The organism is Paenibacillus barengoltzii G22, assembly GCF_000403375.2.
Taxonomy (GTDB): domain Bacteria; phylum Bacillota; class Bacilli; order Paenibacillales; family Paenibacillaceae; genus Fontibacillus; species Fontibacillus barengoltzii.
Window position 1 is genome coordinate 1,390,643 of record NZ_KE159653.1, and the last position, 24,468, is coordinate 1,415,110.

Here is a 24,468-nt window from a genome sequence, read left to right on the forward strand (position 1 = left end):
GATCATCCCTCCCGCACATCCAAAAGTTTGGATTCGATAGACTTAAGGTTATTTGCCGCTTTGAATATGCCGGTTACATCCAGGATCAACGCTACGCTTCCGTCGCCCAGCACCGTTGCCCCCGAAACGCCCTCGACCTGTCCGACATAAGAACCGATCGATTTGACTACAATTTCTTGGCTGCCGATCAATTCATCAACAACCAAGCCGAGCCGTTTTTCCGCCAGTCCGACAACGACGATAAATACATGTTTTGTTTTTCTTCTGCCGCCGGGCATGCCAAACAGATCGTGTAGAGCGATGAGCGGAACAATTTTTTCTCTGATTTTGACAACAGCTTGTCCCTTAACGGAGTGGATTTCTTTGTGCGATATACGAACGATTTCGATCACACTGTTCATAGGCAAGGCAAAAGTCGTTTCCTGCAGCTTAATGAGCAGTCCCCGAAGAATAGCTAAAGTGAGAGGCAGCTTAATCGTGAATTTCGTCCCTTCGCCTAAACGGGTTTCCACATCGATTAATCCGTTTAATTTCTCGATATGATTGCGGACAATATCCATCCCGACTCCGCGGCCGGATATATCACTGACAGAGGCGGCTGTCGAAAAACCGGGAAGAAAAATAAGTTGAATCAATTCCTGCCGAGACATCGTTTCGGCTTCTTGCGCAGTAATCAATTGTTTGCGTATGGCGGATTCTTTTACTTTCTCCGCGTTGATTCCCGCCCCGTCATCCTCTACCGTCAGCACCACTTGATTTTCTTGATGGGATGCCCTAATTTTGATCGTCCCTTTAAGGGATTTCCCTAGTTTTTTTCTAACTTCCGCTTCTTCGATACCGTGGTCTGCGGCATTTCGGATCAGGTGAATCAACGGATCGCTAATTTCCTCGATGACAGTCCGATCCAGTTCGGTTTCTTTCCCTTCAAGCAGCAGATTCACTTCCTTGTGCAACGTACGGGATAAATCGCGCATCATCCTTGGAAACCGGTTGAATAACCGCTCGACGGGAAGCATTCGCGTCTTCATCACGGATTCTTGAAGTTCTCCGATTAGTCGGCCGACATGATTGGAAATCAGCTCCAAATCATCGATCGTTTCATCCGAAGCGTAACGATCGCGCAACAAATTTCCGACTTGGGCGATTCTTGTCTGGTCGATGACCAATTCGCCGACCAGATTCATAATGCTATCCAAATGTTCCACATCGACGCGAATCGTTTGTCCTATTTTCTTCTCTTCTTTGCTGTCCGGGCCGGGGATCGGGTTTTGTTGCTCCGCCTCCTTGTCGGCATCTGTCCGTGGCATGAAAGCATCGGCCAAGGCCAAGTTCTCATCTGAAAAAGGCGCCACTTCAGCAGCTTCCACATCCATAAGCTGGCTCAACGAATGCTCTAGGTATTCGGAATCCCCGTTCGTCTCGACGATATAGGAAACTTCATGGAGATTACTTTCCTCGATGACGCTGTCCAATTCCGGTTCCGTCGAAATAACGTCTCCCCATTTCTTAAGATGATGCAGCACAAGGTGTGCCCGAGGAAGCTTCATCTCGCAATGCTCGGATAAACGAACTTTGCAAATCCACTTTTTTAAGCTCTGTTTTTTGCTTTTCAACATCCCGCTTTTCGATTCGAAGGTCTCTTCCGTCCCATTGCCCAATAGCCGCAATTGCTGCACGATCGCATCGATATTGGTTTTTGTAGCCCCTTCCTGTTCAATTTCCCTTTTCAACCCGTTTAAATAATCCAAGCATTGAAATAACACATCCACAACCTGCTGCGTCACCGGCAGAAGCTGATTTCGGATCTTGTCTAAAATATTTTCCATTTCATGGGTCAGTTGCTTCATTTCCTCGAAACCCATCGCCGCGGACGAACCTTTTAATGTATGAGCAATCCGAAAAATGTTTTGTATGATTTGCGGCGACTCGCCTTGCTGTTCCAAATTCAGAAACTCGATCTCCAGCAATTGGAGCAATTCTTCCGCTTCAGACAGGAAGACTCCCATCATTTCCGAACGATTCATACGGGTTCCCCCCTTACCCTACAAGAACATGTTCTAAATTTAAGATGCCGATCAGCCCCTCTTCCGACTGGCCAATCCCTTCAAAATAACTGCCGTCAACTCCGGAAACAATTTCGCTAGAAGGCTGGAAATCGGCAAACTTGATCACTTGCTTCACTCCATCTACAACGATGCCGATCATTTCTTCGTTATAATTCACCACGACGATTCTCGCTTTAGGAATGACGGGCGCCTCTTTCAATTGAAATCTTTTACGCAAGCTGATGATCGGCACTATTCTCCCCCGAATATTCGTAACGCCTTCCAAAAAAGTCTTGCTGTTAGGGATGGCCGTGATTTTTTGCATTTTGATAATTTCATAGACTTCAGCAAGCTTTAGAGCGTATTTTTCCGCGCCCAGTTCAATCACGATGTACTGGTCTTGATGCTGCTCTAGCTGTGAAACTTCCACTTGTTTACACCTCCTTAGGGATATGGAATAGCTGCTAAATAAAGTCATGTACATTTTGCGACATACGATGTACAATTTCGCACAATTGAACTTGTGCGACAACAGGAGGGACAAACATGAAACACGGAATTTTGGAGTTGTCTGAGAAAGGGCAAGAGAAATTAACGGACGAAGTCATTGTCAGCATGTTTTTGGCGAACTACCACCATTCAAAACATACGTTGCGAAATTATAAATACGCGATTAAGCGATTTCAAAGCTTCATCAATCCAAAGAGGCTGAATGACATTACCTGGAGGGATATCGAGCTATATAAACTGAGCTTGCTCGAAGGGGATGGGAATCACCCATGCAAATATGCAGCGGCAACGATTTCCGTTTTGCTGACTCCTCTTCGTTCCCTATATAAGTGGGGGAATAGCCCGAATATTCAATGCTTTACCCACGATCCGTCAGCATGTATCAAGAAGCCTAAAGTGTCAAATAACAGCAGCCGTCATTTTTTAACGAAACATGAGGTTGTAAAGATATTGCAGCAATTAAACACGATGGGGCTTCGCAATTATGCTATCGGTCTGACCTTGGTCATGCTCGGTTTGAGGGTTTCCGAATTGGTTTCTATCGAATGGGACGATTTTCATACCGATCCCATGGGAACTTCGATTTGGTTGACCGTGCGTAATGGCAAAGGGCGGAAAGAAAGGGAGGTCAAAGTGCCGGATATGCTCTGGAAGCTGCTTTGTACATACCGTATGGAAAATAGAAGAAGCGGCAAAGTATTCCCGCTTACCCCCCGTCAGATTGAACGAATCATCGAAATCGCCCGTAAAAAAGCCAATTTTTCCAAAAAAGTTACGCCTCACTGGTTACGGCACACCAATGCAACTTTGGCGTTGCTCAACGGGGCGTCCCTTCAACAGGTGCAGCAGACGCTGGGGCATTCCCACATCAATACGACCCAGCGTTATATACATACTGTGGAACAAATCAAAAAAGCAGCTCCGGATTTTGTCGAAGACTGTCTAAAAGAAGCGTTTTAATCCTTGAATATCCCCGATCTTCTATGCTATATTGAACAAAAAATGAACAAAATGTCGCACAAGTTCAATTGTGCGACATCAATAATGACATTAATAATACCATTATCCCAATGAGAGGCATATTCATACATATCTCGTCAGAATTTCATTATGAAACCAAATAGCCCTGAGAGCTTGATCTTCAGACAAGGAAAATAACGGTATGCCCCACTTCAGCTCTTTCCCAGACGTAACGGATGGCTATAGCTGGAAGCATGACATCGATTATCCCGCCTGTGTAGAGAAGATGGACGCAAAAACCGCGCTTCTAATACAGACCCGAAGTCGTTCTTTGTTCTTGGCCAGTTCCCCAAAATTCCTATGAGAAGCGAGCGATTTTACTATGGAATTAAGCAAGCGCCTGTCTTCCCTCATTCTCCCCCAATCGGATGAAAATGCTGTTTATATTTTTAGGTGTATAAAAAAATAAAAGCAGACGGGTCACCGAGAATCTACTACAGATTCTCTCTCGAACCCATCTGCTTCTTATTTGCTCCGTTCTATCAACGCACAGCATTCCACATGCACCGAATGCGGGAACATTCTATCCTGGGGTGTGGTCTGTTGCATTCCGCAGAAACCTTGATTTGACTGGCTGTTTTCAATGGTCTTCCGTTCTGGAAGGCTGATATCCGCACGTTTCTGTTGATGTTTTACATCAGTTTTACATCAACCACAAGCCTTGACCTGAAGGTTGCAGTGGGGCTTAAAATTATACGGGGAGATGGCAATAACATACTTTGTGATATTGCACTAAAACAGCTCTAACTGTTTTTTCTCTCCGCCGATCCTGTCCATCGATTCCGGCGCGTGATCACGGATGTACGCCTGTTGAACCTGCTGCTGGGGATCGATGATTTGCTTGCCTCCTCCGCCAGCCGCTGCACGTAAGCGACAGCTATAAACGATCGGAAAATAGTCCTGAAGGAACTTGCCCTCCACATGCGCGGTTAAAGCGATCAACTGGAAGCCCAATTGCTCTGCGATATAGAAAACGGGGCTGAGAACATGGTCACTCGAAGCCTTGCCGAACGGATTGTCCAGAATGACCGAACGGTGACGCTTCATCTGACTATGAATATGCTGGCGCTTCTCTGCCACATAATTCAGAATCCCAAGGAACAAGGTCATGTTCTTGCTCCACTTCTCTCCGCCTGACCAGCGGTTGGATTCCTCCCAGGAATAAGTCGCCCCTGTCACCTGCTGGTCGTTATTCACTTTACGGCAACTGATACGAATAGCTGCACCTTGCTGGAATACTTTTTGCAGCAACTGTTTGGCATCCAGCCACTTCTCGAGATCCTTGCGGATGACCACCGGCTGTTCCGTTCCATCCAAATCTCGATACTTGGCGTGCTCCAACTGCTCCGTAATCCATTCAATATAGTTGCGGATTCGCTCCTTGCCCTCCTGCTCATCCCAATCCGGGACATGGAAAACATAAATGTCCTTATTGCCGCTGTCGGTGCGGACTCGAGTCCTCTTGGGCAGCTCCCGAAGTTCTTGTGCAATCTGCCTTAAGTGGGCTTGGATATGTGTAATGAACTGCTGAAGCTTCTGATCCTCCGACTGCATCCGCAGCTCAGCGATCTGATTGGCCTTCAGGATGCCGGCACCCATCATCGCCTCGAATTCCTGCAGCTCGGCAAAATTATCCTTTACCTCCACACCGCGCTCGGCCATCTCCCGCAGCTTTACATCCTTAACATGCCGCTGGCAAAATTCCCGGAATCGCTGACGGCCCCGAGCAACGTTCCCCCGCTCTTTCTCGATGGCTTCCCGCTGCTGTTCCAACCGTCTGATCACGTCCTGACTGCCGGACTCCAGACGATATACGATCTCTCCTATGGACTCCACATCCGAATCGGGCACTTCAAGAAGAGGATCATCCAACTTGTGCACCCGGACATAGCTGTTCCACAACTGCAGTACCCGCCGCGTCTCGTCCAATCTTCGTTCCACAACAAGATAAAGCCGGTCAAGTTCTTTTCGGACCTCATCCTGTTGCTGTCGCTCGATTGCTTGCCTCTCGCGCACGCGACTGAGCGGCTCCAAAAACATCATCGGCTGCTCGTTATCAAATTCCTTGGCATATTGCTCTTGTTGGAAACGTACCTTGGCCTCCTGCTTGGTCAATTCGTGATTCATCTGAGACCAGACTTCACGAACCTGCAGAACTCTCTTCTCCAGTGTACGAAACTCTGCCAAAGCGGCCTCAAGTTTTGACTCGACATGCAGCGGAAGCTCCAACTCCGTATCCAAACCGTCATGGGCATCCGCCAGACGCTTCATTTGCCGGGAAGCCTCTGTCCGCCGATCCCGTTGATCTCGGAGTTCCCGCTCCAGCGCCGACCGTTCCTTCATGATACGGTGCCGCTGCAACTCAAGCGTCTTGCGTTCTTCACGCAACTGAACTATCGATTCATCCACAGGAAGCGGCACACAATCCTGAACCTCTTGATACAGTTCGTCCTCCCGCAGCCGCAGCAGTTTCCCGTGAACATCGGCACGTTTTTCCTCCTGCACCTTTAGCCTCTGGTCAAGAAGTTCCATTCTCTGATTCCATCTGTGCAGAGATCGATCGGCTTTGTGAAGAGCTTCCCGGGCAAACTGCAATTTCTCCTTGATCCTCGTTAGTTCCCCGGCAAGTTGCATGTAGATCTGCCCTTGCTCCAACTGATGCTCCACTTGCCTCTGGCGCTGGGCAAGCAATTGTTGGGCTTCCCTCAGCTTATCCTTCTTGTTATCCAGTTGCTGAAGCTCCTGCTCGATACGGGTTAGCTTCTGTTCCAGACTCTTAAGCAGCTCCAATCGATCGGCATTAGCCTGCTCTTGCTCATGAACGACCATCAAGGGATAGTCGCGAAAAAACTCTTCTGCAAGCTTCTGGACATCCCGCCATGCCTCAAGTTCCCGTTCCTTCTCCCGCCTGTTCTCCTCAGCCGCCTTTGACTCCCGTACGATCTCCCGTTTCCATTCCTGGAATCGATCGATTTGGCGGAGGGTTTTCCAATGGGCCGGTTCCACCCATGCTCCATCTTCCTCCGCAACGGATTCGTCCGCGGGACTGCCGTTGACCAACACTTTTGCTTCCTGAGTGGACAAAATGCGGATCGGATACTGCAGTTGATCAGCTGTCTCGGATAGCTTGCGTATAAGAAGCGGCTTCTCCTGCGAAGTCGTCACTAGTGTCACAGCCCATAACTGCTTATCATCGGACGAATCCGGAACAGCCGATGCGTATCGGATCCCAATCTCCAAAAGGGAAAATTGGTTGCTCCATTGCTCAGCTAGTCTTGCAACTTGAGGATCCGCGAAAAACTCCTCCTGCTCCCCATAATCATCCACGTAGCGGAAGGCCAACCGTTCCTTATGCAGCAGTTGCTGCTTCTGCTGCATTCTCAGCGCCAGCCCGTCCGCTAACTTCTCCCGAATCGAATCCATCTTGTCATGAACGGAAGCCATCCGCTCCCAGGAGGGATGTAAATTTGCTAAAGCGATTTTGACCTTTTGATGCTCCTGCTCGTAGCGGTCCCGCCAAGCTTGCAACTCCGTCAACTCCTGTTGGATTCTGAGTTGCTCTGCGGATGCAGCTTTTCTTTCTTGCTGAAGCTCTACTTTGTTACGGTCCAGCTCTTGCAACGCCCTCGATTGCTCCAATCCATCCTGCTCCAGTTGCTGCAGTTCATTAAGCCACAGCGGCATCTGCTGCTCCACGGTTTGCGAGGACAACTGGGACAAGATTCTTCGCGCAATCCCGTATTGCTGATCCTTTTTCTCCTGAACCTTCGTCTCAAATTCGCGAATGCGCAGCAACTGCTTTTCCCGCTCCTTGGCCGCGGCATCCCGTTCGCGAAGGCAGTCCTGCCTTTGCTCCGCCAACGCGTCGAGTCCTAGCTGCACCTCCTGCAGAAGCTCGGACAGTCTCGTTTCTTCCCGATCAAACCATGCTTTGAGCTTACGTCCGCTAAGCTTCCACGCCTGCTCAAGCTCCTCCTCATCCTGCGATTGCGCCAACCTGTCCAACTCCCGCTGCAGGTAGGCCATTCGCTCTTCCGCTTCACGAAGCTTCTCCCGCTGCTCCGCATATTCCAGCGAGTAGTAGTACCGCGCAGCGGAAGACGCTTGTTCTTCCAATTCATCTTTTTCAGTTCCAACCAACTGCAGTTCGGTCTCCAAACTCCCCGCGATTTGTCTCTCATCGGCGATTGCAAGGGATGCCTCTCTTTTTCGCCAATTCTTGTACTCCTGCTTCCATTCCTCCAAACGTTCTTGAAGCCGGTCCTGTTCCGCTTGCTGCTCCTGTTCGACATTCATCGTTGTCTGAAGAAATACTTTCGCTTCCTTCCGCAGTTCCTCGTACCGAAGCATCTCCCGGTGCAGAACCTCATAGCAGCCCACATACTTGTGCAACTCGGCAAGAATACGCCGATTCTCCTCGATTTTTTCCTTCAGTTCCTTGTACTGCTTGAAACCCTCACGCTGTAACTGGAACAAATCTGCGAAGGTGCCCTGCTTAAATCCTTCCATCGATTCTTCAATCGTCGGAATGAGCAATCGGTCCACCAATTGGGATGAAGTTTTGCATTCATCGAAAAATGCCTCAACCCCGCCCTCGCTGGAATTGACCTTCACAATCGCCTCCCATTCCGACTGGATAATATGAAAATGTTCTTCGATATATTTCTGAAATCCCATAATGGTATCGAAGGTTTTGGCCGACACCGGATTTTTCGACTGCATGGACTGATAATATTCCTGAATCTCGCCCTTCTCCGTTACCCTAAGTTTCCCGCCGCCCATCTCTTTCGTAAAGGGAAGCTTTCCGATTCGATGATCGTCATGCTCGGAATACTCGTAAACATAACGCAGGGAGTCCAACCCCGTCGCACTCATAAACAAGCTCACGCAAGTAAGGGCATATCTTCGCCGAGGCTTATCAGCTAAGATCCACTCGATCGCCACATGGGCCGGGCCATTTTCAAGGGAGAGCGTATCCTTGATCTTTCTTCCCGCTACATCACTATGAGGCAGTATGGCCTGGATCGCGGTTTGAATGAATACCGTCTTTCCTCCCCCGTTCTCCAGCACAATCGCTCCATTATGACCGTCAAAATAAAAGGTAGAATCATTATAGCGCTTGGCTCCGCCCTCATAGACCACATTCGTAAACCGGATTTTCGATATAACAGGCATCGGACTTAACTCTCCTCCTTCCGTTTTGGCTCCAGACCATATAGAAATTCCAAAATGCCGCGATTATATTCCCGTTCCATAAAATAACGCTGAACGATCATTTTCGTTTTCTCCGTCAAATCCAACTCATCGGGCCCGACCTGCTTCGCCAGATCCTGATCGAGCATAAATCTCCGAACCGCATCCAGAAAGCTTAACCTGCTGATGGTAGCACCGCTCTGCCGCTTTGCTGTCTCCTTCACATCATCCATCGCATCCCACTTTTCAATAATGTCCGGCCAGTGGTAGGAGTACTCTTGACTAAGCGCCTTCAATTCTTCTGCGGAATGTTCCCTCAGTCCATTGATCCGCTGCTGGACCAAATTCATCCACTCTTCCATCTGAAGGAAATTCCGCGTCGCTTCCGTCGTCTGATAACTATCGTAAAACGCCCCGATGAACACAATAATGGCTACATACATCAAATACAGGTCCGCATTCACCGCATTGCCGCGCAAATACGTACGCTTCAGCGATTCATTGGTAATATGAAAAGGAGACAGTCTGACCAGCGGAATTAGCATCAAGCGGTCACCCGCTCCCATCACGACGCAGTCCACTTCAGATGCAAATTGATCCAGCAACCCGCGGACGCGGTCGTCCGATTCCACCTGGAGCAGACTTTCCTTATCGGCAACCCCGCTTCTAGACAACTGCGCATAGATGCGGAAAGCTTTCATGACCTCATCACCGGTATAATTCATTCTCCATATCCCCCCAACCGAATGATAAGTTCTTGAATGGAATACCGCTCATTGACCCTAAGAATGCCCTCCGACTCCTGAACGATCAACGTTCTCCCTTGCAGTTGAGACCGGAAGGCCTCATAGAGGCTTTGATCGGATCCCCCGGCTTCCTCATCATCCATCACCGGACGAATCGGGCTGCGCTGATGCAAAATCATCCAGCAATCGTAAAAATCCCGTTCCTTCTTTAGATCTACAGCTTCATCCAGATCCAAAAATGCGATAAATTCACTCAATCGGACTTCATCACGATCCAACTTCTCATAACAGCGGAAAAGAGCCTCCAGCACTTGGACAAAACGCTCCGTACGCTTCCGCATGTAAGAAGAATTCCCTTCTTCCTCAGACAGAGCAAGAAGGCTTTCCTCAATAACAGACCCATCATCATGGCCCGAAAGCTGTTGCTTGGCAAATACCGTAAGAGGCGACCATAATTCGGCCTGTTCCAATTGCAGGAACGGCGCTGCAACGCCCTTCATCGCCTCAATCGGCAATGGAGTGCCGAAGATAAACGACGCAATATCTTGCTCAAAGTTAAATGCATTCATTCCCGTGTAATAAAGCGACTCCTTGGCCGCGCGAAGAGCGCTGCTTTCCAGTTCCATACTTTGCTGCAGCAGCCGTGTATGCTCGTTGTGGACTTTTTCTAATTCGACACCGATGCGTACAATGAGCTCATAGGGCAGCCTGTTTTTCAGAAGTTCCCGTTCGGCGTAAATCCGGTCCTTCGTCTCCTTCACAAAATCCCGGAGCTCGTTAAATTCTTCATTTTCCCTTTTCAGCCTCAGAAAAATATCCTCCAACAAAGATCGGTACCGATTAAAGGTTTCTTCAGACACAATGCTCCGCTTAATTTCATGCCCCAGAGCGATAATTCTCTCCTGCAGCGTTTCCACATCGATCATCATCTCGTCAATTTGGCGCAGTGCTCCCTGGAATTCCCCTTTTTCCAACTGCTTGCGCAACAAAAGCTGATGGATGGACAACTGAAACTCCAAATAAAACTCCTTCGTTGCAAATACCAACTCAAGGCCATCCTCGTCCAATGCGTAATACTGGGTATTGGTTGCCGCATCATACGAATCGGTGCGCAGAATGGACGTATAATGAATCCCTTCTTGCCCCGTTCCCAAATGAAAAAAAGGAAACTCCCGCTTCCGTCCGGATGAAGGACGAAATACATGCATAATCCTTCGGCCGATATCTTCCAGCTCTTCCTGGTCGAGATCATACTTGTCCTCCAGCACAACGGCCAGAAAACCGACCAGATCCTTCACACTGATCTTCCTACTTCGCATCAGTTTTTTCTCAAAGAAAAACAGCAGCGTCAACAGTCCCAGCTCCATCATCGCCACTTGTTTCCCGCTGCGGTCAGTTTTCCTTTGCCGACTCAGCTCGAATAACGGATCGAACAATGCGAGCTTGCCCATTCGCTCTTGGAAGCCGGACAGTATGTCATTCAATTCGATTGGCATCCCTTTTGACTCCATACGGCTTCCCTCCCAACTCGAATCAATTCTTCACTTTTCAAAGTTTCTTGCGGGATATAGCACCCCTCACCCAGCATGGCGATGATCTGATTTGATTCCTCTTTGTTAAAACGTCTTGTAAAGGCCCGTAAAGCCTCTTCATTCAATCGGTGATTTTGTTTCCCTCTAGCCGGGGGCTTTTTCAAGCATGCCTGATAAAAGGGCAGCGCCAGCTCTACCCCGAATTTCACATGAAGGTCGTACCAGATCAGTATCCCTTCCAGATCGAGATCGCCAAAATAGTAAATTTCATGTTCCGCGCTTTGAACCGGGTACTGCAGACGGAGCATCCCCAGATTTCCTACAATTTTTCGGCCATAGCCTAAAATCAAGGAAGAGAAGGCCATCCCCGGAAGCTCCGGCACCAACCCTTGGAATGTCGACTTGTTCTCCACGATGAGATGCAAGTGTTTTTTGCTTGCAAATCTGATTGAAGGGTTAACCGCTAACATCAAGGGATCGCTGACCGGGACAATCTGGAGCTGCTCCCAGATGCCCAAACGTTCCAACAAGGCTTGTCCTCCGTGATCCGTAATCCACTTCTCGTCTCGGACAAGCTCATAGCTGCGTTCGGGTGCCGGTGCTTGCCGTGTTGGCCGCGATCCCCGCTTTAAATACGCGTCGATCTGTTCAATATAAGGCAGGTCCGCACGCCATATGTCCGGACTGAGGCCATAATAAATATCTAGACTAATGTCGGGGTGCAATCTCGAGCTCCACTGATGCAGTTCTCGAACATACTCTTCTTGCAGCAGTCGCTTGTGTATGCGATAGTGGTAGGCTAACGAAAGAGGCTTTCCGTTCCGGCCGTGCGAATTTACTGCTCCAAGACTCCCCTCATTTTCGAGCTCCAAAACGATCCCGGCGAATGTTTCATAGTCAATCTGCTCGCCTTGGAACGCTCGCTCAAGGTCCGAGAGACCAACCGTTACCTTGGGAAATGTGCATAAAAAGTCTATCAGTTTTTGTTTGTATCGCATCATCTTCCAGCCACCGATCCCAAACATTATAGGTATATCGTACTACACTTCTCGCTTCATAGACTAGAAGATATGTAAGGAAACCGAATCGCTATCTAAAGTAAAAACCGCCGGAATCATCAACCATGATGCAACTGACGGTATACCTTGACCAAACTCTGGCCCTATTAAAATGTGTTATGTTAGAATCAGATCTCGTGGCCGTGACTCGGCACACAAATGTGTGATGCTTCCTTAGTCATTATCCATTTTCCACTATATATCCTCGATAAGTTTTATTAACTCTCTTTCCAAAAAGACATGACACGATGAATTCCATTGTGCAAATGGATTTCCGCCAATAATATAAAGTATTGGTTCTGGGCAGTGATACCGAGTATCGTTTGCTATCATTTTCATTTGCTTTTTGTCCGTTAAGCTTGGAATTGGCCAAGAGTTTGGATGGAAATGCCATTCCCCCAAGTAAAACTCCCCTGTGGAACTCCAAAGATTAGATAATAACAATGCTAGATCCTTTATTCCTCTGTAAAACGAATGACTTCCATGCTTAGAATCCTGTGGTGGTCCCGTATTTTTACGTACTATTGCTTTAGTTCCATCCTCAGAATATTTCCCAATTAATATGCCTCCAGTCTCAAGAGGCATCTTTTCTTTGCATAACTCTAACATTTCAGCAATAATATTTTCCTCAAAAACTACACTATATGGAAGGTGTTCATGATAGAAAATGATTTTTTATTCATCCCCTTCCTCTTTGCTTATTAATTCTATACCACAGAAACTGTCTCCATCCCATATTTGCTCATAAACAAGTAGAACGGGTCGGCAACTTGGGTTTTGAATGTATTTTTCAATGTTCTTAACAGCAACCGAAGACATCATCCAAACATCATCAACTCGGGCAGGAAAAACTGGATTCCAACATCCAATGCCATCACGCGGCAAGTCATTCTCCGTGTAACTTTGACGTTCTCTTTCGATCCACGGAGCTACTAACTTAAAATATGTAGATGACGAAAATGACTTACTATATTCTGTGTAAAAAAATAACCGTCTTGCTGCAAAGCCTAACGACGCCGAAATAAATATTTTTGAGCTATCCCAAGAAATCTGATTAAGCGAATGCAATACTTGATCTTCACCTGTACAGTCAATAACAATGCTGCTAGACTAAAAAGTAGACATGGAGAACCGAGAATCGGGTAAAATGAATCTATCCAAATTCGAGGTGCTACCATGACGAAAAAATACGATAAAGAATTTAAACTGCAAACGATTCAGATGATCCAGGAAGAAGGGAAAGCGGTGGCGCAGGTCGCCCGCGAACTGGGGATCAGCGACAACACCCTGTATCGTTGGATGGCGGAATACAAGAAAGACGGCGCACAGGCCTTTCCAGGCAGTGGGCAACTGAAAGCCGACGATAAAGCAATGAGAGATCTTCAGAAACGCCTTCGTGATCTGGAAGAGGAGAACGACATCTTAAAAAAGGCGATGCACTACTTCGCCAAAGACCGGCGCTGATCTATGCCTTCATCCACGATCATCGCTTCAAGTGCCGAGTCTCGAAGATGTGCGAAGCCTTTGAAGTATCCCGAAGCGGCTATTACAAATGGACCCAGCGAAAAGCCAGCAAACGTGAAAAGCGACGTCGCAAGCTGGAGCGGCGGATCCGTCGTATCTTTCTAGAATCCCGTCGATTATATGGAAGCCCCAAAGTAGCAAAAGAACTGCACAAGCAGGGCATACGAGTGTCCGAGAAAACAGTCGCTCGGATCATGAAGGAGCTGGGTTTACGTTCTCGCACGGTGAAGAAATACAAGGCCACAACCAACTCGAAGCACAACCTGCCTGTCCAAGAGAACGTGTTGAACCGCGAGTTTAATCCGTCCGCTCCAAACAAGGCCTGGGTGGCTGATATTACGTATATCCCGACCGATGAGGGTTGGCTATACCTGGCAAGCATCATGGACCTGTACAGTCGTAAAATCGTTGGATTTCACATGGATGAGCGAATGACGAAAGAACTCGTGTTAACGGCGCTGGACCGCGCCCACAGCCAGCAGCGACCGTGCGAAGAGGTTCTGCATCATTCGGATCGCGGCAGCCAGTACGCTTCTCATGACTACCAGGCGCGGCTGCGCACCTACAAGATGAAAGGCAGTATGAGCCGCAAAGGGAACTGACTACGATAATGCGTGTATTGAATCGTTCCACAGTGTGCTTAAGAAAGAACTTGTCTACTTGGAGAAGTTCAAAACACGCAAGCAAGCCAAGAAACGCATTTTTGAATATATTACCTGCTTCTACAATGGAAAACGAATCCATTCCGCGATTGGGTATTCTACGCCCAATGAGTGCGAACGTATGTACCGATCTGCCGCATAATTTTCTCGATTCTTTGTGTCTACTCTATTGACAGAGGTACAGGTGCATACGATGAATCGCTTCAAATCCAAGACGATACTTTAGCATTTTCCCAACTAAAGAATTCCTTGGAGGAGTTCCTGTTATTCGACGAGCTAACGCCCGAAATCCTTCACAGACTAATTGATCGCATTGAAATAAAAGCAGAGGGGGCCGAGAATCTTCTACAGATTCTCGGCCCCCTCTGCTTATTCTTTACTTCTAACTATCAACGCACAGCATTCCACATGTGACGAGGTGACAGGGAGAACATTATTATTGGAATGATATTTGCTCTATATCAATTGTATTATTTTGTAACATTAGTTATCATTAACAAGGTAAACAGTTATTTTGTAGAAAAAGGTGAAAAAATGACAACAACAGTTGATCTTATTGAAAGGGGTTACTTCCCTCAGGAGTTACCACCCCCTTTTTCAACTAACTTATTAAGCCAAGCATTACCGATGCTACAGCCTACAAGCAATTATAGAGTTAAAACGAGCAGATACATTTCTTATGACATACCAAGAGTAAAACTCCAAAGACGTCATCTATCTATTCCTAACCCATTACACCAAATAAAACTATGTGAAGCAATCGAGGCTAATTGGACAAACATACAGAGACATTATGCTAAATCACAAATATCAATCAGCACTCCTGTTGTTTCGACTATACGTGCAGTCACACCAAATAGAGGTTTTGAAGACATGGTTTTTGAAAGAATTCTTCGCTCATCTAGTAGCAGGGTATTACTTAGAACTGACATATCTCGTTATTACTCGACAATCTACACCCATAGCATACCTTGGGCAGTTCATACAAAGGCCTTTGCTAAAAGAAATAGGCAGAATACGCACTACGGTAATCTGTTAGACGAATGCATGCGTAATTGCCAGGATGGGCAAACAATAGGAATTCCAATCGGACCTGATACCTCTTTAATAGTATCAGAAATCATCGGTTCAGAAATTGATTTCCTTTTTCAACAACGTGTAGGGCAAGTTAAGGGATTTAGATTCGTAGATGATTACTATTTATATTTTGAGTCAATGTCTGATGCTGAACAAGCTTGCTCAGCTCTACATCAAACACTAAGGGAATTTGAGCTAGATCATAACCTAGCTAAAACAACAATGATGAATCTGCCGGAAATCCTTGAAAAAGAATGGGCTACTGAACTTAGAATATTTGACGTTCGGTCAAATCTTACAGCACAGAAAAACGACATAGTTAGCTTCTTTAGTAAAGCTTTTGATTATTCGATCAAATATCCTACTGATCCTGTAATAAAATATGCTGTAACTCGATCAAAGACATTCAATATAAGTGTATCAAATTGGGATATTTACGAATCTCTTTTGTTAAAAACAATGATTGTTGAACCTAGCACTTTACAGGTTTCGTTGCAGATATTGTTATCGTATGACCTACATGGATATCCGCTTAATAGAACAAAAATTGCCGAAACCATCACAGAGATTATTTTACACCATGCAAATTTCAACCACTTCTTCGAAATATCATGGGCACTATGGATAAGCAAAAGCCTAGGTATCTCTTTGGACATCAGAGTTGCAAATGCCGTTTCACAACTCAACAATTCTATTGTGGCACTAGTTGCTCTAGATTTAAGTAACTCAGGTTTACTCGTCGGACTAAATACAACTAACTGGCAAACATATTTGACCGTTAATAATATGTACGAAGAACAATGGTTATTAAATTATGAAGCACAAGTTAAAGGGTGGCTAAATGCCGGAAGAACTCTTTTTACTGCAGGTTCATTATTTTCTGATTTAAACTCCCATAATGTTGAGTTCTACGATACAACACGACAAATTCCAACCTTCACTCCTACTGCAGCTAGACAAGCAGCTCGAACTATAGTACCTACAGATAATCAACAGGGTGGAGACGACACCTTGAATTATACTGGTGGGTTGCAACAAAATACAAACACATTTACGTTCTATTAATCTATAGTCAGATTTAAGAGTAGGCGAACCTATCCACGGTTCGTCTATTTAATTTGTTACTATTTTTATGGGGGGCCAGTGCCTGATTGATCGTTCTTGCAAGTATCTGCACCGTATGCTCCGTGAGTAATTTTTCTAAAAGGGCTCCTTCTGTAAAATTGATGTGTCAATAATTATAACCTTATTTTAGCAATCCCGTTTAACACCATGTACTCAAACTCACTAGATACCATCATTAATAGTTACTTTCGCTTTCTCGCGTTATTTACAGATATATGCGGTTGAAATCTTTACCCATTCTTCGTTAAGTCATGACACTTCTGTTCTTATACTGTTATCGACTAAATCTAAGGTGGTGATAGCATGATTATCCGAAGCGACAGGCTGATGACGATTGATGAAGCGGCTTATTATTTGAACCTTTCGCCGCGAACAATTTACAGGAAAATATACGAGGGTGATCTCCTTGTTTATAAGGTCGGGGGAGTTTGGAGAATGGAACCTCTACTCGTTTACAAGTATTCGCGGCAAAACAAAAGAACAAGAGTGATTCAAAATGGATAACAATTACACTTTATCGGAAATTGCAAGAGAACTATCTTCGATTGCTTGATGATGCTAAGAAGAAAAAGTTCGATGTCGTCATCGCAAAAGCGGTTTCACGGTTGGGTAGAAATAGTATTAACAGTATGAATACCGCTTGAGCTTGAGAGAAATAACATCCGTCTTATCTTGCCCGAAGATGGATACGACACCAAATCGAGTAATAGCAGGCTAACTTTCAATTTGAGAGCCGTTCTAGCAGAGAAAGAATCTAGCATTGTCCAATAGGATTAAGTGAGGGCTAAAATCCAGCGCAACTCAAGAAAACCGAGTTGTAACTGTACCTCCATTTGGTTATCGTACAAATCTCGTTACTAAGAAGTGGAGATTGATGAAACAGCCGCCCCCATCGTCAAGGAGATTTCAGACTTTACTTGCATGAGGGATGGGGAATGTTCAGCATTAGTAACCTCCTTATGCGAAGGGGAATACCGACACCTAGAGCAAATTCAGGGGCGGCAGACGCAGGACAGAAGTGGCATCAAAATACGATTAAAGGCATCTTGACCAATCCAGTTTATACAGGTAAACAAGTGTTCCACAGGGAGGAAACAACACGTATATTAGCCGCTTCTGAAACTTACAAGGTAAGACGTAAGGTCAACGAAGAAGAACAGGTTTTCATTGAGAACTCACATCCTGCTCTTATATCAGAGGATGACTTTAATGTCGTTCAAGAACTGATGAAAAAGAAGGGCAAGCATAAGAGCAATGGCAAAGAGAGCTTGTTCTCATATATCGATAAATGTCCTGATTGTGGGAGCGGTATGCACTTTAAGCCTGATAGACGAAAGGGTGCTTACGTCTGTGGCGGCTACGTAAAGAGTACACTTCTTCGTATTGCTCTTCTCACATCATCGAGGAGATGGTGCTATTACAAGCTGTCAAGGATGACCTAAAAGCCATAATTAACGATTCGGTGAAGATTGAGAACCTATACGGAATTGCAGAGGAAAAAGCCTTGGCTATTCAATCTCACGTTCAGAGGGAACTGAAACGTGTAGAGAAACAATTAGCAGAACTTGATAATCGTTTCGATAAACTGCTGTCTTTACATGTTGAGGAAGCTATAACAACCGACCAGTTCAAGCATCAGAAAGAGCGCAATGCCCATCAACAGCAATTACTTCATAATAAGAAGGCTGAACTCATATTAGCCTTAGAAGAAGGAAAGAACCTCGCGGAACGTAAAGAAGCCTTTAGAAAGGAAGTTGAACGCTTCATTGACCTCGACATTAGCGATGAACAGGTATTGAAGCAAGTCCTCCAAAGGCTTATCCAAACAATCGAAGTATTCGAGGATGGAAAGATTAAGATTAACTACAACCTTTCCCATACTCTCCCCTCGAATTAAGATACAGTTTACTTAGCTGTATCTTTTCTTTCAAGTCTTACTGTACACTCAACATGCACCGAATGCGGGAACATATCCACCGGCGTGACCTCAACGGTCCGATACCCGCCGTCCTCCAGGATGCGCAGGTCACGAGCTAGCGTCGCTGGATTGCACGATACGTAAACTACGCGCTCGGGTTTCATCTCAAGGATCGTCTCCAGCAGGCGCGGGTCGCAGCCTTTACGAGGCGGGTCGACGACGATGACATCAGCTTCGATGCCCTGCTCTTTCCAGGCGGGGATCACGTCTTCGGAGGCACCGACCTCAAAGGTGACATGCTCCATCCCGTTCAGCTGGGCGTTGACGCGAGCGTCTTCGATCGCCTCTTTGACAATCTCCACGCCGTACACCCGCTTCGCATGTTGCGCGAGGAACAACGAGATCGTGCCAATGCCGCAATAAGCGTCAATGACGGTCTCTTGCCCGGTTAGACCAGCATATTCAACCGTTTTGCCGTAGAGGACTTCTGTCTGGATCGGGTTCACTTGGTAAAAAGAACGCGCCGAGATCGCAAACTTCACGTCTCCGATATAGTCATAGATCACTTCGCGCCCCCACAGGACGCGGGTTACGTCTCCGAAGATTACGTTCGTCTGCCGTGTATTGACGTTCTGGCAGATGCTCACCACGGACGGGAGTTCTTCGCGGATCGCCGCGATCCATTCGTCTTCACGAGGGATCCGATCGCCGTTGGTGACCAGCACCAGCATCATTTCTCCGGTGCGGAAGCCCACCTTCACGACGACGTGGCGCAGCAGGCCCTGGCCGGTCTCTTCGTCGTAGGCGGTGATGCCCAGGCGGCGGCCGATGGCTTTGACGCGGCGGATCACCTCATCGTTGCTCTCGTGCTGAATGAGGCACGTCTCCATATCGATGATGCGATGGCTGCCGCGGGCGTAGAAGCCGCCGACCAGGGCACCGTCGACGACGCCGACGGGCACCTGCGCCTTGTTGCGGTAGCGCCAAGGCGTCGCCATGCCGATCGTCGGTCGCACGACGACGGCGCGGCGGTCGGCATCGGCGGCCGCCGCCCCTGCGGCAGCGCCGGCGTCGCCGCTGCCGCCTGCCGCTGGCGCGCCCGTACCCGGCGCGCCCTCTGCCACGCGCAGCTTGCCGATGCGCTCCAGCACGTCGACGACGTGCTGACGCTTCCACGCGAGCTGCGCGTCATAGCTCAAGTGCTGCAGCTGGCAGCCGCCGCACTTGTCGTAGATCGGACAGGGCGCGGCCACCCTGTCCGGGCTCGCCTCAACCACGTCAAGCAGTTTGGCATAGCCATACTGCTTCTTCGTTTTGAGCACCTTGACCCGGGCTTTCTCGCCCGGCAAGGCGCCGGCGACAAACAGCGTGTAGCCCTCCACCCGGCCCACGCCTTCCCCGTCGTGGTTCATCCCGATGATGTCGATGACGACCTCATCATTCTTCACGACGGGAAGACCCGCCAGCGCGGCTTCAGACGCGCGGCTCCCGGCGCGCCCAACAGGCCGCGCGCTGACAGGCCGTTCCGCAGCCACGGCCGCACGTCCCCGCGGTGGAAGACTCGCCGAGGAAGCTTCCCCTCGTCCGCCGCGGTTGCCTTTCCCGCCGCCAGCTGCTTTTTGTCCTTGTCCCCGAGGGCTGCCTGTCCGCCCCGCTTCCGGACGACGATAGTTATTCCGTTGCTTCTTCATCATGGACTCCTTCTATGTTCAACTGAACCGGTTACTCCAACTTGGCATCATCTCATCCAGTTCACGTGATCTACTGTAATTCAAAACTCTCGATATACTTTAATCCTGTACTCTAAATCCTTGCATAAGGTAAGACCATCCGTTCGACGTTAACACACCTGTTTCAGCCCACCCATCAAACAACTAACGTTAAATCCTCCATCTAATTTACCCCGTTTGGGCCATTTTCGCAAAAATAACGGGAAATCGTACAGCTAATTTGGCCCATTTCCCCTGTTTTCAGCAAAGCCTGCGGAATTAACGGTACTTTTTCCAGCTAATCCATGCCAAACCCACAGTTACTCCAAAAATAACGGTAGAATTTCCACTTATTTCGCATCGCCACCACTTCGAACGTTGACCGCTATGCGCCATCCAAACTCCATTCGTACCATTGTGGCAGCTTAAACGTACCAAGGCAAGGAGTCCCTTAAGCCACAGATAGTTGCAGCCCCTGGACGGAAGCAGCCTTAAGGTACTAACGACTCGCCCCAACCAAATCATAACCACCCGTCCAACGGGTGGTTTGCTCTTGGGGTATAACCCCTTGTTGCCAAACTGCGCCTAAAGACGCTAGCCTGACAATAAAATTGTTCAGGCTCAGTGTTTTTGTCACTTTCACTTACCAGTTAAACTGGTTTACTTTTTCTTGCTACCGTTTCTGCTAAATGGATCTTCATACTCTTTGACGCTCAGTTTATCGATTGCCTGGTCATGTGCTTCCTGCTCGCGGATATACTTTGCGACAGTGGCCTCATTCAAGCCCACTGTGCTTACGTAGTATCCCTCCGCCCAAAATTTCCGATTTCCATATTTATACTTTAGGGTGGCATGCTTTTCGAATATCATTAGTGAGCTCTTTCCCTTCAGATACCCCATAAATGAGGATACTGAGATTTTGGGTGGTATCGCTACCAGCATGTGTACATGATCCGGCATCATGTGGCCTTCTATGATCTCCACTCCCTTGTATTTGCACAGACGCTTAAATATTTCGATCAAATCTCTCCTCACTTGATTATAGATCTCTTTCCGTCTATACTTCGGGGTGAACACGATATGGTATTTGCACATCCACTTCGTGTGAGCTAAACTATAGCTCTTGTTTGCCATCTAAGACCATTCCTTTCTTTTATTGAGCCTGAACATCTCAATTTTATGGGAATGGTCTAGTTGGTCAAACCTTCGTTCCTCCACCCGCATAGCGGGTGGTTTTTTGTTTCGCACGCTTCGCGAGCTCAACTGGCTAAAGCCATAATCAAATCCCCCGCCAACCCGGCGGGGGACCTCACAACCTCAGCTTCCTGATGATGTGCCTCAGGCAACCCTGTAAATTACTGTCTAAGCCTATGAATCACGGACGGATATCGAGAATTCAAGCAAAAATCCGCAAATGCTGCGGCAAAATCTCGAACACGCCGGGCAATTCGCCGCCCAGTTCGCCGTCGAGATTGAGCAGCACACGGCCGGGTGAGGTGACTTCCATACGCCGCGTCTTGAAATGAATGACGTGCGAGTCGCCTAAATGATCGCCGCGCAGCGCCATCGTCACCAGGCGGATAAATTCCGCCAGGTTGCATTTCTTGAGCGCGATCACGTCCAGCAGCCCGTCGTCGATCCGCGCATCCGGCGCCAGCTTCTCGAAGCCGCCAACGGAGTTGCTGTTGGCAATCAAGAACAGCATGAACTCGCCTTCTATGATCTCGTGCCCTTCCGCATCGATAATCAACTTCGTTGGCGACAAGCTGGCCATTTTCTCGATGCCTTTCATATAGTAGGCTAGCTGCCCAATCAGCGTCTTAAGTCGGCTCGGCACCTCATACGTCAGCTCGGTCAACTTGCCGCCGCCGGCGATATTAATGAAATGTCGGCCGTTCACTTTGCCGATATCGATCGGTCTGGTTTTATTCTCAATGACCAAGTCGCAATAATCCTCCCAACGCCGAGGAATTCCCATGGCACGGGCAAAATCATTTGTCGTACCAAGCGGAAACACCCCTAGCGGAGGCAAATCACTCTTCCCAGCCATGCCGTTCACAACCTCATTCAGCGTCCCGTCACCGCCGGCCGCAATAATGATGTCGTATCCACGTTCGACCGCCAAAGCCGCCTCGCGCGTCGCATCGCCTTCCCCGGTCGTCGCATGACACGACGTCTCGATGCCGCCCTGATCCAGACGCTCCAGCACGTCCGGCAGGAGGCGGCGCATCTCTTCTCTTCCCGAGGTTGGATTATAAATCAACCTAGCTCTTTTCATCTTCCTAACGCCACCTGAACTCATAATGTCAACCTATCACTGATCCCATTATATTCAATATTTGTTGCGACATCCAGCGAGCCATCAAAGGATGGGGCAGCAACGCCTCTCCCGAATAACGATGAGCCAGCCCCTTCAGCCGCTCAGGAATCGTGACCTTCGTAAAATATCCGGCGCTCAGGAAAAGCGGAGCCACAATCACGTCCATTCCCCGTTCTGACCAATCACGGACTTTGGCCGATAAGCTGTCCGGATTCAGAAGCGCATAATCGCCCCCCCCTGCGAGGCCGGCCAGCTCCGCACATTGCGCCGCCAGCGAGGCAATTCCGCGCTCCCACCGCTGCAAGAAGCCGGGATGATTGCTGCCGTGTCCGACGAGAAGCAGCACTTCACGCTCCGGCCGTACGGACAGCCCCTTCACTTTGTCCCACACCATCTTAGCGACCAGCGGACCATCATCGATAGGATCGCCAAAAAACACCCGAGCGGAAACCCGAAAACGTTCCAGGTCGGTTTCCTTCTCCGGTGCATCTTTCACCCCAAGGGCATAAGCGATTTCATCGATATGGGTACTTCCTGAGGACACGAATAAGGGAATGACGATCATGTCCGTCACTCCCTGACCTTCCAGCTGATCGATGCCGTCCTGAATCAGGCGGCCTTCCACCGTTTCGAGGAAAGCACAGGCGAGCGGAAGCCCGGCGGGCAAATCGTCCGCCGCTTCCGCTACCGCCGCCTCCACAAGAGCTACCCAGTGCTCATCTGGGGAGCCGTGGCTGATGACAAGCACACCCGGTTTCTTGGCGTCCTCCATTGGGAGCATCTCCCGGCCATCGTCCGCCACCCTCATCGACCTTGCTTGAATTTCGTCTGTCATAAGCTTAGCGACCTAAACGGTCAAGCGCCATTTTGTAGCCGTCGTTGCCGTAATTTAGGCAGCGCTTCACCCGGGATATGGTCGCCGTGCTGGCTCCGGTTTCTGCTTCAATCTGGTTGTATGTGTTGCCTTTGCCCAACATTCGGGCGACTTCCAGACGTTGCGACAAAGACTGAATTTCGTTAACGGTGCACAGGTCATCAAAAAAGATGTAGCATTCCTCGATGTTCTTTAACGTTAAAATGGCTTCAAATAATTGATCAATCGTTTTGTCATTTAATTTCTTCAGCTGCACTGAATTATCATCCCCTACCGTTACTGTACCACACCCCCATTGTACCCGAGGGGCGTACTCCTTTTCAAGCATTAACGATTTCACGCATCACAGAAAGAACGCCCAAATTCCGCGAACGCCCACCAGAACCGGGACATTCGTCCATACGCAAGGCAGGGCGGGCACATACAGTATAGTAATACAAACGCCTAGCCAGGGATCACCACGCCGATCTCACCATCCGCGCGTGTCCCCTTCGGCGGATGTCATTTCGCTCCTAGGTCTTGTCTCGGGAGGGCGGACAAGAAGGAAACGGGCCTTACGGTCAGCCTGCCCGGGCAAAATATCCGAAAAGGAAAGTGATACCCATGCCTCATAACTATGATTCCCGCCAGGGTCCGGTGCCCCCGTTCCATCCGTACACCCATTTTTACCCGGGGGTGAATCCGTACGAAATTAAAGCGGAGGCTTCCTCGCTGGTTCCTTATTCTCCGCCGACACCCACACCGACCCAGGCGCCAACACCTACCCCGGCTGCGACAACCACGCCAAAAGCCGGCGGTCTGTCCTTGCCCAGCTTAAGCGACTTGAAAGGCATCGTCGACCGCATGGGCGGGATCGACGGCATCTTGGCGACGATGGGCCAGGTGCAGAAAGTTATGCAGACCGTACAACAATTCGCCCCGATGGCGAAGCTGCTTACCTCGCTCTTGCCCGGCGGCAAAAGCAGACCCGGCAGCCTCGGCCGGGACGATTACCCGCCCCGCCGCCGCAAATCCAATCGCAAGAAAAGCGGCAGCCGTACCGGATCTGGCCGCAGTGGTAAACGCTCCGCAACCGGCAAATCCAGCAAGTCGGTTAAATCGGGAAAACGCCGCCGTTAACCCGGCGGCGGCTTTATTTTTACTTGGCTGCCCAGC

The 24,468-nt window shown here is 48.4% G+C and carries 19 protein-coding genes and 1 pseudogene; 7 read left to right on the plus strand and 13 right to left on the minus strand.

What is annotated here, in order from left to right:
- Positions 1-2: 2 nt before the first annotated feature.
- Both C812_RS14530 and C812_RS14535 read right to left on the minus strand, forming a co-directional pair.
- The gene (locus C812_RS14530; protein WP_016313414.1) at positions 3-2,024 is read right to left on the minus strand and encodes a chemotaxis protein CheA; all 2,022 of its coding nucleotides are present in this window, start codon (positions 2,022-2,024) and stop codon (positions 3-5) included.
- Between the two features lie 13 nt (positions 2,025-2,037).
- Positions 2,038-2,475, minus strand: a complete 438-nt coding sequence (locus C812_RS14535) for a chemotaxis protein CheW (RefSeq protein WP_016313415.1) — start codon at positions 2,473-2,475, stop codon at positions 2,038-2,040.
- A 116-nt stretch (positions 2,476-2,591) separates the two neighbouring features.
- Here C812_RS14535 and C812_RS14540 point away from each other — a divergent pair, with 116 nt between their 5' ends.
- Positions 2,592-3,515, plus strand: coding sequence for a tyrosine-type recombinase/integrase (locus C812_RS14540; protein WP_016313416.1), 924 nt, complete (start codon positions 2,592-2,594; stop codon positions 3,513-3,515).
- A 792-nt stretch (positions 3,516-4,307) separates the two neighbouring features.
- On the opposite strand, the gene C812_RS14545 is transcribed toward C812_RS14540, so the two are convergent.
- The 6 genes from C812_RS14545 to C812_RS22290 all read right to left on the minus strand — a co-directional run bounded on the left by C812_RS14545 (position 4,308) and on the right by C812_RS22290 (position 13,172).
- Positions 4,308-8,750: a coiled-coil domain-containing protein gene (locus C812_RS14545; protein WP_016313417.1), complete on the minus strand. Its 4,443-nt coding sequence runs from the start codon at positions 8,748-8,750 to the stop codon at positions 4,308-4,310.
- A 5-nt stretch (positions 8,751-8,755) separates the two neighbouring features.
- Positions 8,756-9,493 (minus strand): DUF6063 family protein, encoded by a 738-nt coding sequence (locus C812_RS14550; RefSeq protein WP_016313418.1) that lies wholly within the window; start codon positions 9,491-9,493, stop codon positions 8,756-8,758.
- A complete protein-coding gene (locus C812_RS14555) occupies positions 9,490-11,025 on the minus strand; it encodes a hypothetical protein (protein WP_016313419.1) in 1,536 nt (511 codons plus the stop codon). The genes C812_RS14550 and C812_RS14555 overlap by 4 nt, the downstream gene beginning before the upstream one ends.
- Entirely contained in the window at positions 10,995-12,047 is a 1,053-nt protein-coding gene (locus tag C812_RS14560; RefSeq protein ID WP_016313420.1) for a Wadjet anti-phage system protein JetD domain-containing protein, read from the minus strand. The genes C812_RS14555 and C812_RS14560 overlap by 31 nt, the downstream gene beginning before the upstream one ends.
- Before the next feature lie 252 nt (positions 12,048-12,299).
- On the minus strand, positions 12,300-12,776 hold the full coding sequence (locus tag C812_RS21920; protein WP_341860324.1) for a Mov34/MPN/PAD-1 family protein: 477 nt from the start codon (positions 12,774-12,776) through the stop codon (positions 12,300-12,302).
- Between the two features lie 3 nt (positions 12,777-12,779).
- On the minus strand, positions 12,780-13,172 hold the full coding sequence (locus tag C812_RS22290; RefSeq protein WP_157274718.1) for a hypothetical protein: 393 nt from the start codon (positions 13,170-13,172) through the stop codon (positions 12,780-12,782).
- A gap of 108 nt (positions 13,173-13,280) precedes the next feature.
- Between C812_RS22290 and C812_RS14570 the strand changes: the two are divergent.
- The 5 genes and pseudogenes from C812_RS14570 (at position 13,281) to C812_RS22880 (ending at position 18,389) form a co-directional block, all read left to right on the plus strand.
- Positions 13,281-14,432 (plus strand): annotated as a pseudogene (locus C812_RS14570) (IS3 family transposase).
- Between the two features lie 302 nt (positions 14,433-14,734).
- Positions 14,735-16,432 (plus strand): RNA-directed DNA polymerase, encoded by a 1,698-nt coding sequence (locus C812_RS14575; RefSeq protein ID WP_084628955.1) that lies wholly within the window; start codon positions 14,735-14,737, stop codon positions 16,430-16,432.
- A gap of 387 nt (positions 16,433-16,819) precedes the next feature.
- Entirely contained in the window at positions 16,820-16,996 is a 177-nt protein-coding gene (locus C812_RS23075) for an excisionase family DNA-binding protein (RefSeq protein WP_368017501.1), read from the plus strand.
- 431 nt (positions 16,997-17,427) lie between these two features.
- On the plus strand, positions 17,428-17,934 hold the full coding sequence (locus C812_RS22305) for a recombinase family protein (protein ID WP_016313424.1): 507 nt from the start codon (positions 17,428-17,430) through the stop codon (positions 17,932-17,934).
- A gap of 20 nt (positions 17,935-17,954) precedes the next feature.
- Positions 17,955-18,389, plus strand: a complete 435-nt coding sequence (locus C812_RS22880) for a hypothetical protein (protein ID WP_244268327.1) — start codon at positions 17,955-17,957, stop codon at positions 18,387-18,389.
- An 8-nt stretch (positions 18,390-18,397) separates the two neighbouring features.
- Here the strand turns inward: C812_RS22880 and rlmD are convergent, their stop codons facing one another.
- From rlmD to C812_RS14605, 5 genes are all read right to left on the minus strand, one after another.
- Positions 18,398-20,104, minus strand: a complete 1,707-nt coding sequence (gene rlmD, locus C812_RS14585; RefSeq protein WP_244268328.1) for a 23S rRNA (uracil(1939)-C(5))-methyltransferase RlmD — start codon at positions 20,102-20,104, stop codon at positions 18,398-18,400.
- Positions 20,105-20,779: 675 nt separating this feature from the next.
- A complete protein-coding gene (gene tnpA / locus C812_RS14590; protein ID WP_016311435.1) occupies positions 20,780-21,253 on the minus strand; it encodes an IS200/IS605 family transposase in 474 nt (157 codons plus the stop codon).
- A gap of 262 nt (positions 21,254-21,515) precedes the next feature.
- The gene (locus C812_RS14595) at positions 21,516-22,397 is read right to left on the minus strand and encodes a diacylglycerol kinase (protein ID WP_016313427.1); all 882 of its coding nucleotides are present in this window, start codon (positions 22,395-22,397) and stop codon (positions 21,516-21,518) included.
- Positions 22,398-22,425: 28 nt separating this feature from the next.
- Positions 22,426-23,211: a sirohydrochlorin chelatase gene (locus C812_RS14600; RefSeq protein ID WP_016313428.1), complete on the minus strand. Its 786-nt coding sequence runs from the start codon at positions 23,209-23,211 to the stop codon at positions 22,426-22,428.
- A gap of 67 nt (positions 23,212-23,278) precedes the next feature.
- On the minus strand, positions 23,279-23,569 hold the full coding sequence (locus C812_RS14605; RefSeq protein ID WP_009224548.1) for a YerC/YecD family TrpR-related protein: 291 nt from the start codon (positions 23,567-23,569) through the stop codon (positions 23,279-23,281).
- Positions 23,570-23,916: 347 nt separating this feature from the next.
- Here C812_RS14605 and C812_RS14610 point away from each other — a divergent pair, with 347 nt between their 5' ends.
- The gene (locus tag C812_RS14610) at positions 23,917-24,432 is read left to right on the plus strand and encodes a hypothetical protein (protein WP_016313429.1); all 516 of its coding nucleotides are present in this window, start codon (positions 23,917-23,919) and stop codon (positions 24,430-24,432) included.
- Positions 24,433-24,468 lie beyond the last annotated feature (36 nt).

Bases quoted from the DNA above. Each gene is read 5' to 3' on its own strand.
- C812_RS14575 (WP_084628955.1), top strand. From the start codon at position 14,735: ATGATATTTGCTCTATATCAATTGTATTATTTTGTAACATTAGTTATC.
- C812_RS23075 (WP_368017501.1), top strand. From the start codon at position 16,820: ATGACGATTGATGAAGCGGCTTATTATTTGAACCTTTCGCCGCGAACA.
- tnpA (WP_016311435.1), bottom strand. From the start codon at position 21,253: ATGGCAAACAAGAGCTATAGTTTAGCTCACACGAAGTGGATGTGCAAA.
- C812_RS14540 (WP_016313416.1), top strand. From the start codon at position 2,592: ATGAAACACGGAATTTTGGAGTTGTCTGAGAAAGGGCAAGAGAAATTA.
- C812_RS14530 (WP_016313414.1), bottom strand. From the start codon at position 2,024: ATGAATCGTTCGGAAATGATGGGAGTCTTCCTGTCTGAAGCGGAAGAA.
- C812_RS22305 (WP_016313424.1), top strand. From the start codon at position 17,428: ATGTTCAGCATTAGTAACCTCCTTATGCGAAGGGGAATACCGACACCT.
- rlmD (WP_244268328.1), bottom strand. From the start codon at position 20,104: ATGATGAAGAAGCAACGGAATAACTATCGTCGTCCGGAAGCGGGGCGG.
- C812_RS14545 (WP_016313417.1), bottom strand. From the start codon at position 8,750: ATGCCTGTTATATCGAAAATCCGGTTTACGAATGTGGTCTATGAGGGC.
- C812_RS14595 (WP_016313427.1), bottom strand. From the start codon at position 22,397: ATGAAAAGAGCTAGGTTGATTTATAATCCAACCTCGGGAAGAGAAGAG.
- C812_RS14610 (WP_016313429.1), top strand. From the start codon at position 23,917: ATGCCTCATAACTATGATTCCCGCCAGGGTCCGGTGCCCCCGTTCCAT.
- C812_RS14560 (WP_016313420.1), bottom strand. From the start codon at position 12,047: ATGATGCGATACAAACAAAAACTGATAGACTTTTTATGCACATTTCCC.
- C812_RS14555 (WP_016313419.1), bottom strand. From the start codon at position 11,025: ATGGAGTCAAAAGGGATGCCAATCGAATTGAATGACATACTGTCCGGC.
- C812_RS14600 (WP_016313428.1), bottom strand. From the start codon at position 23,211: ATGGAGGACGCCAAGAAACCGGGTGTGCTTGTCATCAGCCACGGCTCC.
- C812_RS14550 (WP_016313418.1), bottom strand. From the start codon at position 9,493: ATGAATTATACCGGTGATGAGGTCATGAAAGCTTTCCGCATCTATGCG.